This window comes from Bacteroidales bacterium (assembly GCA_035353855.1).
Classification (GTDB): domain Bacteria; phylum Bacteroidota; class Bacteroidia; order Bacteroidales; family CG2-30-32-10; genus DAOQAK01.
In genome coordinates, this window is the sequence record DAOQAK010000003.1 from 72,216 (window position 1) to 86,675 (window position 14,460).

The following is a 14,460-nucleotide window of genomic DNA, read 5'->3' on the forward strand; positions in this document are numbered from 1 at the left end:
ATACGAATAAGAACGAGTATAAATCAATTGGTTAATGCTGTATTTAAAAAGTGGTTTAGCGGAGTTAATTGAGAAAAAACGCCCAGTACTGTTTTCATTAATTCTTTCTCTGCTAATAATTCAGGTTTCATGGGGTATAAAACTGAATAACTTTTATACTTCAACCACTCGGCACCTTTGTAATCTTTTGGAAAATCTTTAGGTACGCGGCTTGTTTTCTCACCTTCAATTGTTCCGAAATATTTTTTAAAATTTTTATTTTCAATTATTGAAATAAAAGTATCCAGTTTAAAATAAATTTCCTGCCTTATTAATTTTAACCTTTCGGATTGTGGCATATATATTCCTCCTCCTAAAAAACAAGAGCCCGGTTCAAGATGAAAATAATACCCGGCACTACCTGAATTTTTACCGCCCTTAGCAATAAAAGCTCCCATATTTATTTTATATGGTGGTTTGTTTTTGTAAAAACGGGTATCATTATATATCCTGAAAAGACAATCTTTTGCAGTAAGGCGCATTACATCATTATCGAATTTTGCAACTTCAGGAATAAGAGTATCTACAAATGTTTCGAACTGACCTTTTGCTTCAGTGTAAACAGTTTTATGCTCATTAAACCATTCGCGATTATTATTTTTCTTTAAATCACTCAAAAATTTTAGAATAAATTTTACATTCATAATATTTTATTTTGAAGTTATTGTAAAATGATAAGTGGTGCATTTGGCTATATCATTATTTAATTTAAAATAGATTCCTTTTTCTTTCCCCAGTTTTTTTGCAATGCTCACTGCATCATCTTCTCCATTTGCATACTTTAGGTTTCGGTCGCATAAAAAGGTCAGGATATAGTCAGAGAAAAATATTTTTGTATCCCTATTGCTTGTTGAATCCCGGCTGATAAAAACAGCTTCATCAGGCATTGCGTTTTCTTTTATGTATTTCGATTGTTGGTTCATTACAGTATAATCAGCTATATCAGAATAATTATTCAATAAAATATAGTGTGAGATAATTGCAGTAAAAATAACAAGTGATATTATTATTGATGACAATATTTTATTTTGATATTTATTTTGTATTTGATAAAAAACATATCCACATATGATGGCAACCCATACTGAAAACTTTGACATTTGTTCTTTATGAACAGCATTGCTATTGAAAAAAACTATAAAATGGATTAATGCAGGAAGAAGTATAACATAAACTAAAACGCTTTTATAATTAAATTTGAATTTCATCTTCCTTCTGAAAACAAATAAAAATATTACCATAATAATTGCCAGGTAACCAAAGCCTATCAATGAACGATTAATATTTTCAAGCATTACTATCCATGAGTTGCAACTAAAAATATGAATACCATCAGCGCTTAATGTTGCACCAAAAAACCCACTTCTTTCAAGAAAACGGATTTTCATTGCATGAACCATTGCACCAATTCCATTTAATGATGAGAATTGTATAAATGTTAAAAGCAAAGGAAGGAATGAAAATATTAATGTAATAATGAAAAATTTTTGAAATAATTTTTCCCTGATTTTAAAAAGGCTAAATAATAAAACTGAAAAACTAAAAAACAATCCTATCCATTCAGTATAAATTACAAGGAATAATGATATCCCGAATAAAAAGAACATATAAATATTTCCGCAATTTTTTTTAATGATAAATAAAAAAAGAAAAATACTTTGCAGCCATAGAAAAATTTCAGGAAAATATGAATAGCCGGTAATGTTAATATTAACGGGCATAAACAAGAATACCGCCATGGAAATAAATGAAGGAACCGAGAACTTCATCAAATTTTCATTAAGTATTAAATTCATGATAAAGTAAATAAGCAATGCTCCAAAAATTAATATAATGACATTTAGGAATTTTATTGAAAATTCATCCATTGGAAGATGGAAAAAAGAAATAGCATAATATGCCATGATATATGAAAATGGTGGTGATGAAACATAATAATTGTTTCCATCTTTATCTTCAAGTCGCTTATAATAGGTTATAAATTTATCACCACTGTTTTGATAGGTAAGTACAGGACAAAAATTATATTCCGAAGGAGAGCTTTCATTCCATATTTTTAAAACAGTTACAGGAAATACAAACCCACCAACATCATTTTTGGGATTAAAAATATATTCCTGTTTTGAAAACAGAAATATACAAATAATCACAAACATCATTAAAATGGTTGTAAAACTATTACCTGATTTAAAAAATTTTAAATTCATTAATGTATTTATACAAAAACAAAACTAATCATATTTATAATATATGATTGCAGATAAATTACATTATTTTTTTTATCAGCCCTTTATAAACTTGCACCTATATTGCTTTTGAGAGTTATCCTCAAAATCAATGCGAAGAAAATAGATAGTATTATCAAGTTGAGAAACATCAATAGTAATATCATTTGTACCCTTATGAATTTCATTTTTGTTTTCTAGTATCTTCCATCCTTTACTATCATAAATTGAAACGGTGATATTATCTGAAACATTTGAAAACATTTGTACTGTAATCTTATTTCTGACAGGATTCGGAAAAACTACAATCGGGTTTTCTGAATCATAAACTACTATACGAATATCACTATATGAATATTCACCATCAAAATCAGTTTGTTTTAACCGATAGTATGAAGTCCCTTCCAGCGGGCTATCATCAACAGCATGATAGGTTGATAATGTATAATTATTTCCTGCGCCATTAATGGTAAATAATTCATAAAACTTAAAATCGGCACCAGCTCTTTCAATAGTGAAATAATCATTATTGATTTCGCTTAATGTTGTCCAGTCAATATTCACAGTCAGGTTTTCATTTAGAAAAGCGTCAAAACTATATAATTCAATTGGCAGAATATCTTCAACCAGCGGACAGTTTGCTTTAGTAGAACCAAATGTCCAGTATTCATCGTTCGATGCATTGGCACAATCAAACTCAACATATTTTTTACCTGCATCATCATATACTTCATAACCGGTCGTTTCTTTCGTCCACTCTGAAGCTGAAACGCCATCATTATTTGCGAGGCAAAGAGCACTATCACGCTGTCCGGCTGTTAAACCCGGGAAATCTTCATCATGATAATAAATCCTTCTTGAAGTGTTAGCACCTGTAACAATTACATGACGCCAATAAAATTTATCGATGATTCCGCCTTTTAAAAAATTATAATTGATAAAATCATAATTAATCGGCTTTAACCAGAAAAATTGGACTTCACTTATATTGGCATTATTACCATTTTGAGTAGCTATACCAAAAGGTCTGCATTCACCATCATTTCCTAAAGGATAAATATAATAACCTGCATTTCTTTTAATATCCCTTGATATAATCCCATCAACATAAGTACTGTTGGAACATGAAATTTCTTTTTTAATATTTTTATGATTCATCAATATTTTTTTTCCTGAATCTAAAACTAAAGCACCATTACTCAATACCAGAACTATACTATCTGAAGGCAATGCGTCATCAAGATCAAGATCATGACTACACTTAGCGCCTTTAGCTCTGTTTAATGTAATTCTTTGCAATTTTTTCATAGCTGCAGGAATACAAAGTGTATCTTTTCCTCCCAGGTCGTTAATTACAAACAATGAAGAGCTGGTGCTTCTGATACTGTCTCTTTCATTTCCGGTAAGGTTTCCTGAAATAGTTAATTGATGTGAACCTAATATTAACAAACCATCATTTATTGTCAGGTTAGCACATGAAGCATTGGAAGTAAGAGTAATTGTATCACCATTATTAATTGTTACATCATCATTTTCATCAGGAGTCCATATTGTTTTACTATCACCTTTATGACCTCCCCATGAAAATATTTCATCCCAATTTCCGGATTGATGCGATATAAATGAACCTAAATTATTTATCATTCGCTTTACACCAACAGGTGGAACTATAGTTGCATTATAATAATTCCCATTTATTTTTGTTTTGATGCAGTACCCGCATAGTGAATCGCCAATAGCAGCGTTATCTTTTATATCATAAGCGAGCCAGAAATAGTTATCTCCTTCTATTAATGGCTGTGGAGTGGCAGCAATAATTTTAAATGTTCCATCTGGTTCTATGCTTGAGCCTTGTACATCAACAGCTCCGAAATATGAAGAATGGCCGGTATAAAATATTTTTGCTTCAGAAATATTATCAGTTGTATTTTGTGAAGATGCCGTTGTTAGATCAAACTCTTCAATATTTAATGGAGTTCCGCAATTTCCGATAGTAGTTATTTTTATTCCTGCAATACAGTTGGCTAATGAACCTTGGACAATATCAGTACTATCAGGATTGAAAGTAAATATTTCGGTAACTGACATTGGCTTTGATTGCTTAACAATACCGAAAACTGTACTTGAAGATATACCATTTATCGAAACTGTTGATGATCCATCCATAAATATCGCAGCCGTTGATATGACCTGATTATTTAATGCTTTTATTCTGATTCCTGAAATTTCAAGAGTATCTTTTTTATTATATAGGCTTCCTGTAGATAATGAAACGTCAATAAATGCAGGCATTACAGTAATTGAAGCATTTATTATATCGCCATTACCATAATAAACTTCGCCAACTCCTGATTCAAATTTATAACCTGCAGGTACATTAAGAATAAAATGAACAGCATTCTGAGATTTGATAAACCCCGAACTTGTATCAGCATCTTCAATAATAGAAAAAGGACTTAATTCAAAATATTCTGAAGTATCGCAAATTGATGTCGCCGTATTACCCGGTATCACATATACCTGACAATAGTTATCAAAAATATCATCTGTCAGCTCTGCATTACAACCATTAATATCAGTAACTGTAACCGTATACTGTCCGGGTAAAACATTTACAATACTATCACCGGTTGAAGAATTATTCCAATTATAATCATAGGGCTGTGTACCGCCGGTTGTATTAATATACATAGCTCCTGTTGAAGAGCCGCAAACAATAGCATGAGTAATACTTTCAACATGAATAATTAATTTTTCCGGTTCCGATAAAATAAAATTTTTCGATGTAATACATCCATAATTATCCGTTACGGTTACTGTATAGTTTCCGGCACTTACATTTTGAACAAATGATGCAGTATTTGAATCTGACCATAAATAAGAAAATGTAAAATGTCCGCCTGTTGTTGAAATATATATTGCACCATCAGTGCTTCCATTACAACTTATTTGATGAATACTGTCAAGGACAACTAAAAATGAATCAGTTGGCATTACTGTTGCTGATTGTGTAGCAACACACCCAACACTATCGGTAACAGTCAACGTATATGTCCCTTCCGTTAAATTTATATAATCATCACCTAACATTGTTCCCGTGGCAGGCAACCATATAAAAGTATATGGTTGAACTCCACCGTTAACACTTGTATGAATTGATGCATCATTAGAATGAATACAAGTTGAGGATACAACTGAATCAATAATAATATTTATTTTAGAATATTCGCTAATCACAATTGTATCTGTATGAACGCAACCATTATATGTAACCGTTACCGAATAGTTTCCGGCTATTGCAGAAATGGTTTGAGAAGTTTCACCCGAAGAGCTCCATGCATATGAAGCACCGGCATTTCCGGCATCGAGTGTAATTGAAGTTCCATTACAAATTATTGTATCGTTACCAAGAAAAACATTTAAGAAGGTGGTTACTCCTACAGAAACATTATTCAATGAAGCAATGCATCCATTTGTGTCTTTTACCATAATATCATAAAATCCATGTGAAAGGTTTTGGAAAAATTGTGAAGTCTGGTAAGTTACGCCACTATCAATTGAAAACATATTCAGTCCACTGCCTCCGGAAACAAATATTCTTATACTTCCATCTGAAATATTATCACAATTTGAATTAACAACATTTACCGAATCAATGATTAATTTTGAAGGTTGGCTTATATTGAAGGTATCTGAAGTGCCACATCCATTAATATCTGTAACACTCAGCAGATAGGTTCCTACAGATAGGTTTTGTCGGTCATCAACAGCAGGCCCTGAATCTGACCATTGATAAGTATATGGTGATATTCCATTTATAACTGAAGTGTAAATTGCTCCATTATTATTTCCAAAGCAATCAATATTTTTTAAACTATCAAGAACAATTTTCGGAGGAAGATTATATATTACATATATAGAATCCGTGTTTGAACAACCTGATGCATCAGTAACTTTTAAAATATACATTCCACTATTATAAATTTGAATATGAGAAGTTGTTTGTAAACCGGGCTTCCATTCAAAACTACAAGAGGCACAATTCCAGCCTATAGTAATGGTATCGCCCATGCATAATGCAGTATCAGCACCTAATGAGACCTGAGGCAAAGCATTAAAATTTAAGTTTATCGTATCAGCAGTAGTACATCCCTCAGCACTTGTAACTGTTACAGAATATGAATCGGGAACTATAACGTTTATAATTTGTGTAGTTTCTCCTGTTGACCAATGATACAAATATGTAACTCCTGAAATGGAAGGAGCGGTAAGCGTTACAGTATCGCCACTGCATGAATTTATATCAGGACCTAAGTCAACAACCGGGTTTGGAACAAAAGTTATTTTTATTGTATCGGAATCCGAACAACTGCTTGTTGGATCTATAACAGTAACAGAATATTGGCCACTGGCTGAAACCACTATTGATTGTGTGTTTACACCTGTTGACCACAAATAAATACTTCCGGGATTCTGTGCATCAAGAACAACCTGTGTCCCCATGCATACAACTTTATCCGTCCCGAAATTTACAGACGGAGTGTTTTTGAAATTTACATTAATTGTATCAGCATCTTTACAACCAAAATTATTTGTAGCCGTAACAGAATAAGTACCAGCTGTTACTAAAATAGTTTGCGTTGTTTCAGTAGTTGACCATAAATATGTTGTGTTCGCATTTGAGCCCGCATCAAGCATTGTGTTTGTCCCTGTACAAATACTAATATCAGAGCCAAGGTCAACTTCAGGCAAAGGATTATAGGTTACATTCACGGAATCAATTCCTGTACAAACCGAACTATGAACAGTTACAATATATACACCGGAAACCAAAGCCTGTATGGTTTGTGTGGTTATACCGGTCGACCATAAATAAGTTGCATCAGGAAAATAACCTGCATCCAATGTGATTAAGTTTCCCATACACGCTGATGTATCATGCCCCAGGCTCACATCTAGAGATGAGTTAAACATTATATTTATTGTATCTCTGTCATAACAACCTGAATTAATATTTGTAGCAGTAACAGAAAAATCACCAGAGTAATGTACATCAATAGAAGTTGATATACTACCTGTAGACCATTGATATGAAACCCCTGAAGCAGTTCCCGCATTCAATGTAATCGTATCTCCCATACAAGCTAAAATATCAGGGCCAAGATTCACGTTTACAGAAGGAGCATAATTTACAATTGTGGAATCAATTTGAAAACATCCTGTATTGATATTTGTTACCGTTAAAATATAAGTTCCTTCAGCAGTAACAGCTATAGCAGGAATATTTTCATTTGTTGACCAATGATAATTATAATTTGAATTATAACCCGGTTCAAGCATTAATAATGTTCCAGGGCAAATTGTAGTATCACTTTTCAGAATTGTATTTGGTATTGGATGAACAATGATATTCATAACAGCAGAATCAATGCTGGGCAGATTAATAGCTATCAGGGTGATTTTATATGAACCCGGTGTATCAAAAATATATGAAGCATTATATTGGTTGCTGAAATTTATATTATTAACACGCCAGACATAATTTGTTGCACCATTAGTGTTATTGACAAAATTAACCAACTGGTGTGCACATATAGTATCGTCAGAAGCAGTGAATGATGCAGCAACACTTTTTATATCAGCAATCCAGTAATCTTCCGCTCCAATATTCATAGCAATATTCCCGTCAGAAGAATTGGAGCTTCCTGCAATAACAGTGCTCATCATTTTTCCGGGACAAACAGAATAGGTCCTATCATAACCTGTCCCTCCAAAAGATCTTGACCATATTAAATTTCCGGCTTTATCAGCTTTAATCGCCCAGCTGTCCCAAGCTCCATGATTTAATGCCACATCACCATCTGATGATAATGTATATCCGCATAAAACATAATTACTATCGGGTGTTTGAATTACCGATGTTCCTATTTCACTATTTGTTCCGCCATATGATTTTTGCCACATCAAATTTCCTGCATAATCAATTTTCACTCCCCAGAAATCCTGCGAAAGGTGATTGCCTGTTACATTCCCATCAAGTGATGATGATGTACCCTGTATAAAATAATTCCCATCAAGTGTTTTAATAATTTTTGAAGGAATATCACTTAAACTTCCACCCAAAGACTTTTGCCATAAAATGGTTCCACTCATACTCATTTTAAATATCCAATAATCTTCAGCTCCTTTATTTTCGAGCACATCATTATCATTGGAATTAGAAGAACATGCAACAATAAATCCATAATCGGAAGATTGAACAACTGATTTTGCTTCATCATTTAATGTTCCTCCCAATGATTTTTTCCATTGCACTCCGCCCAACACATCTGTCTTTACAAGCCATGCATCAGACATGCCTTTATGATCGGTAACACTGGTATCAGACGAATAACTTTTGCCTGCAATTAAAAAACCATTATCGCTTGTTTGAATCACATCATATGCTTCATCAATATCAGAACCTCCATATGCACGCTGCCATTGAACAGCACCTGTTGCTGAAAGTTTAATAGCCCAGTAATCATAATTTCCGAAATGCTGTGTAATGTTTCCATCAATTGAATTGGAATATCCAACTACAATATATCCTGTATCTTTAGTTTGAATTATACATTTTGCTATATCTGTTCCTGAACCTCCTATTGATTTTTCCCAAAGTTTATCGCCATTTTGATTAAGACGAACTATCCAGAAATCCTGGTCGCCATAATTCACTGTAACATCATTATCATTTGAATTTGTTGAACCGGCAATGATATACCCGCCATCAAATGTTTGATTTATGCAGTAAGCCACATCCGACGATGAACCACCAAGTGATTTTTGCCACCGCATTGCACTGCCTACCTGGTGCTGGGCAACAGCTAAAGAGGAAAGCAGTACAAACAAGCTTAAGTATAAATATTTTTTCATGATAAAATAATATTAGAAAACCGTAAGCTTTTTATAAATATTTTTTTCTTTCGTAAAAATTCTTAACCAATATATTCCTGCCGAAATACCGGTAATATCAATTGTTTCAATTTTTGTTTGTAAAATATTTTTTTGTAAAATGATTTTTCCATCAATAGTCAAAACAGAAATTTCTATATTCATATTTGAAAATGGAAAAGCAATTTGAACTTCATCTTTAGCAGGATTTGGATATAGAATTATTTCATTATTAAGTTCTGAAATATTTTTTATTGACGAAAGATTCGACATTTTCACCAACCATAAATCAAGCATTCCGAAATTAGCAGTTACATCGCCATCTGATGAAGTGGTGCTTGATGCTACAACTGCGGTTCCATCTTCCATAAATGTGACTGAATTTGCATCATCAACCAATGTGCCACCAAATGTGGTACTCCACTGAACAGGCCCGCTTGAATTAAGTTTAAGCATCCATGCGTCATGATCTCCTTTAACTGTGGTTGTTATATCTCCATCTGATGATGATGTTGAACCAACAGCATATAAGCATTCATCCGAATTCTGTATAATTGAATATAAATAATCATCTTCACTTCCGCCTACTGATTTCTGCCATTGCACATTTCCTTCTGAATTTATTTTAATTATCCATCCATCAAGATATCCTTTATTTTCTGTAAGATTGCCGTTATCAGAAGCGGAAATGCCATACAAAAGAAATCCTTTATCATTCATTTTTATCATTCCCGATAAATTATCATTTTCATTTCCACCAAAATTTTTCGACCAAATAACATTACCTGTTGAATTAATTTTAATCGCTATAAAATCACAATTCTGAGTAGAGCCGTAATGTGAAAGGATATCGTGATCGTTGGAATAGGTATAACCAGCTATAATAAAGTTATTGCTGTCAACCTCGGCAATTGCTTTACCGTAATCATCAGCACTACCGCCAAAATTTTTCTGCCATAACAAATTTCCATTAGAGCTTAATTTCAGCAACCATATATCAGTTGAGCCATAACTCAATGTTGCATCGCCATCATACGATTCTGTTTGCCCTATAATCCACAAATTACCATCAGCGGTTTCAATAATATTATTGCCGGTTTCATTATCGCTTCCACCATATGTTTTCTGCCAGACTATATCTCCTGAAGTATTAATTTTTAAAATACACACATCAGCATTCCCTTTATTTCCCGTTATATCGCCATCAATAGATTGAGCAGAGCCAACAAGAATAAAGTTACCATCACTGCATTGAATCATTTTATTTACAAACTCACTTAGCGAACCACCATAACATTTTTGCCATTCAATATCACCTGATGAATTTGTTTTTACAACACATACATCGTAAAAGCCATGATTGCCAATTATGTTGTTATCATTCGAATTGCTTGACACTGCAATAAATAAACCACCATCTGTTGTTTTTAAAACAACTGGACCAAAATCGTCTGATGTTCCTCCGTAATTATTTTGCCATTCAATGATTGGCTGAGCATTTAAAAAAAGAAAAATGAAAAATAAAAAAAACGTAAAAATTATTTTCATAAAATATTATTTTTTGTAAAACAATTTCATTAAAACATAAATCAAATATATTAAAAAAATATCGGCATGTCAACTTCTTATATAGACGAATCAATAAAATAAAGGTTGTTTTTATTGTTTCAAAAATAATTAAGTATTATCCTTAATTTTCTAAGTAATCTCCTTAGTAAATTTTATTTTTTATTTATCGGAAAAAGATAAAAGAAATATAATCAGACAATAGGTCAAATTATAAATTAAATAAGGATATTTGCAACCGGTAAAAAATATTTAATTGGCAAAAAAAAGCAGCCCCAATGAACTGGGCAAAGAGAAGATTGGAAGATTACTTATACAGTATTCTATCCCTGCAATTATTGCTACGGCAGCAGCTTCTCTATATAATATTATCGACAGGATTTTTATCGGGCAGGGAGTAGGACCGCTGGCTATTTCCGGGTTGGCGCTCACATTCCCTTTGATGAATATTACTGCCGCCTTTGGTGCTATGGTAGGAGTTGGAGCCAGCGCCATGGTATCCATACGCCTGGGGCAGCACGACAGGAAAGGAGCAACACTTATTCTTGGCAATGCTGTTATGATGAATATCATTTTAAGTTTAATCGTTGCTCTTATTACTCTTGTTTTTCTTGAACCTATTCTATATGCTCTTGGGGCAAGCACAAATACGATATCATATGCAAAAGAATTTATGCAGATAATATTATTGGGAAATGTATTCACCCATCTGTACCTTGGGCTAAATAACATCATGCGTGCATCAGGTTATCCCGGAAAGGCAATGATAACAACGCTTATCACTGTTGCCATTAATCTTATTCTTGCTCCGTTATTCATTTTTGTTTTTAAATGGGGTATACGTGGGGCAGCTCTTGCTACTGTTTGTGCACAGTTGATGGGGACAATAGTAGTAGTTATTCATTTTTCAAAAATTAACAGCTTTGTGCATTTCCTTCCCGGTTACATGAAACTAAAAAAAGTGATTATCAAAGATATTATTTCAATAGGTATGTCTAACTTTATTATGCTTATATGCGCCAGCGTTGTGGTTTCTATAATGAACCTTGCTCTGAAAAAACATGGAGGCGATTTCGCCATTGGCGCTTATGGAATAATAAATAGTATTGCAAACCTCGCTGCTATGGTTGTCATCGGGTTTAACCAGGGAATGCAACCGATTGTCGGATATAATTTTGGTGCAAATAAAATCCCTCGAGTTATCAAAGCTTTTAAACTGACTGTTATTGCCGGAACTATTATTACCAGCCTGGGATTTATATTTGGTGAAATATTTCCAAAGCTGATAGCATCTGCATTTACTACAAATAATCAACTTATCAGCCTGGCAGCAATAGGTCTGAGATTATCATTCATCATGTTTCCTATTGTAGGGTTTCAAATAGTAACATCAAGTTTTTTCCAATCAATTGGAAGAGCAAAAATCTCTATATTTCTTTCATTAACAAGACAGGTATTATTTCTTATTCCGGCACTTTTTATTCTACCAAATTTAATAGGATTAAACGGTGTATGGCTTGCAATACCATCTGCCGATTTCACATCGTCCCTGCTGACTTTTATTGTATTGTGGTGGCAGATAAAAAAATTAAAACGCGGTGATTTCTATATGGAAAAAAGATAAGAATACAATAGGTCATAATAGTTCAATAAAAAACAACTTTATCAACTGTTGCAACTATAAGAAATTCTATAAATTTTATTTATACATAAAAATAGTAAAATCATCCACACCATAATTGGTTATCAGTTTTATTTGTGGAGTAATTTTCTTACAATATTCAATAATGGATTCAGGATTATGCGCAATAAGTAAATCATCGGACTGAAATGTATTACTGTCAAGCATATTAAAAGCAACAGCCTTTGATGCCGAATCGTACATCCGTTTTATCATTTGGAAATAAAATTCGGGATCATCGGTTTTATACGCCATCAATCCGCATGCAAGAATATAATCAGTAACAGGAATTTCGAAAGCAGTAATATCTTTTTGAAAAAAATATGTATTATTTGCATCTTTAAATTTTGCATTAGCGGTATCAATATATTCAGGTATTATATCAATTCCGACATAAATAAAATCATTGAACTTTTTATCGAGAAAAGTTTTTAAATCGCCATAACCGCAACCAAGGTCTAAAATTGTTGAGTAACTCATATCATCAACCCCTGATAATATTTCAAACCGTTTTTGCTGGTCATCAAGATGCCGCCATCCCAGTGCTTCAGGTGAACCTTCGGGAAATACATTTAACCTTAAATAATGAAAATTCACCAAATTCGTTTTCTCTTTTTTTTTTCATTTCTTTATTTCCTTAAATGAACATAATAAAAAAATCCATTTTTTCTTTTTAAAAAACAAAAGTAAAAAATGGACTAAATACGAAGTATAAACTGCGTAATTTAAAATTACATCTTACGGTTTAACTTTAAAGTTAAACTGACCAATATGATCAAACTCACGACGGTTATCAGCTGTACCACCAATTTATTCAAACCTATCTCGATTATTAATACCTGATTTGATTTTTATTTCGGCAGATACATATACGTTCGTTCTACCGAAGAAATTAATTTCCCGTTGCTATCATATTTTTTATAGGAAAGGACATTACCATGAGCATCATATGTATACTTGCAAATAATATTATTTTTTGTATTAAATTCTAAAACATCGTTATATTCTTTCTCAACCATTTTATCACTTTTATATTTATATGTTTCTACTTTTTCTTCACTTCCTTTTATCTCTCTCTTTACAATATTTTTATTTGAATCATATGTATAACATATTTCTTTCTCAACTGAATTATTTGATGTTTTATAAATTTTAATTTTACGAAGCAGATTTTTAATATTGTAATAATATTCGCAAGTAGTATTACTTTCAGAATATTTCTTAAAAATCTTTTCTTCCTTTTCCAATCGCTTTAATGAGTCATAAAAATATTTAGTGTATGTAGTATCAGTAGAACCGCCTATTTCGGCAGAATAATAACTTTGATTAATATAATAATGTTTAACCGAAATCAATAATGTATCGTCATATGTATTTTCAAAAATTTCGGTATTGCTATGAATATCATTCGAAAAAAACAAATAATTTTCTTTCGTGATAACATTCCCAAATTTATCATATTCATATCTGGTGCTGGAATTATCAGAACTATTGGCAGAGTGCTCCATTTGTAGTTCTATTAATCCATCTTTATTATATTTATATTCTTTAATATTTGAACCTGAATTAAAATAAAAAATTTTACCGGGACCATTAAATTTTGCCGTATCGCCTTCGTAAAGAAAATTAGTACAGTAACGTGCAAAATAAATACTGTTATCTTCCAATTCAGGTGAAAATACATTTTCTTTTATTTCAAGTTTTTGTGAAAATGAAAATATAGAAATAGCTGAAAATGCTATAAAAGCTGTTATTCTAAAAAAATATTTTTTCATTATTATTTTATTTATCAGGAATTAATAACAAAGCCAAAATAACAACGAATGCTATTATCACTATCAAAGCTAAAACTGAAAATGGATTTGCAAAATTTATTGTCCATCCTAAATCTTCTATATGTTTAGGAGGAAAAATTCTTTTATCTTTTTTGTTGTAATAAAAAATGCGCCATTTCCAGTTTGCTTTGTCATCATGCCATTCTTTATACAATTTTTGTTTTTGGTTATTCTCTTCCAT

The 14,460-nt window shown here is 32.2% G+C and carries 8 protein-coding genes; 1 reads left to right on the top strand and 7 read right to left on the bottom strand.

Features of this window, described 5'->3' with window-relative positions:
- Positions 1–23 precede the first annotated feature (23 nt).
- The 4 genes from PKK00_01230 to PKK00_01245 form a co-directional block, all read right to left on the bottom strand.
- The gene (locus tag PKK00_01230) at positions 24–683 is read right to left on the bottom strand and encodes a DUF2461 domain-containing protein (protein ID HNW97016.1); all 660 of its coding nucleotides are present in this window, start codon (positions 681–683) and stop codon (positions 24–26) included.
- 6 nt (positions 684–689) lie between these two features.
- The gene (locus tag PKK00_01235; protein HNW97017.1) at positions 690–2,246 is read right to left on the bottom strand and encodes a hypothetical protein; all 1,557 of its coding nucleotides are present in this window, start codon (positions 2,244–2,246) and stop codon (positions 690–692) included.
- A gap of 75 nt (positions 2,247–2,321) precedes the next feature.
- Positions 2,322–9,179, bottom strand: coding sequence for a T9SS type A sorting domain-containing protein (locus PKK00_01240; GenBank protein HNW97018.1), 6,858 nt, complete (start codon positions 9,177–9,179; stop codon positions 2,322–2,324).
- 12 nt (positions 9,180–9,191) lie between these two features.
- Positions 9,192–10,745, bottom strand: coding sequence for a T9SS type A sorting domain-containing protein (locus tag PKK00_01245; protein HNW97019.1), 1,554 nt, complete (start codon positions 10,743–10,745; stop codon positions 9,192–9,194).
- A 274-nt stretch (positions 10,746–11,019) separates the two neighbouring features.
- Between PKK00_01245 and PKK00_01250 the strand changes: the two genes are divergently transcribed.
- Entirely contained in the window at positions 11,020–12,387 is a 1,368-nt protein-coding gene (locus tag PKK00_01250) for an MATE family efflux transporter (GenBank protein HNW97020.1), read from the top strand.
- A gap of 75 nt (positions 12,388–12,462) precedes the next feature.
- Here PKK00_01250 and PKK00_01255 read toward each other — a convergent pair whose 3' ends face one another.
- The 3 genes from PKK00_01255 to PKK00_01265 form a co-directional block, all read right to left on the bottom strand.
- The gene (locus tag PKK00_01255) at positions 12,463–13,041 is read right to left on the bottom strand and encodes a class I SAM-dependent methyltransferase (protein ID HNW97021.1); all 579 of its coding nucleotides are present in this window, start codon (positions 13,039–13,041) and stop codon (positions 12,463–12,465) included.
- A 254-nt stretch (positions 13,042–13,295) separates the two neighbouring features.
- Positions 13,296–14,219, bottom strand: a complete 924-nt coding sequence (locus PKK00_01260; GenBank protein HNW97022.1) for a hypothetical protein — start codon at positions 14,217–14,219, stop codon at positions 13,296–13,298.
- A gap of 7 nt (positions 14,220–14,226) precedes the next feature.
- Positions 14,227–14,460, bottom strand: coding sequence for a hypothetical protein (locus tag PKK00_01265; GenBank protein HNW97023.1), 234 nt, complete (start codon positions 14,458–14,460; stop codon positions 14,227–14,229).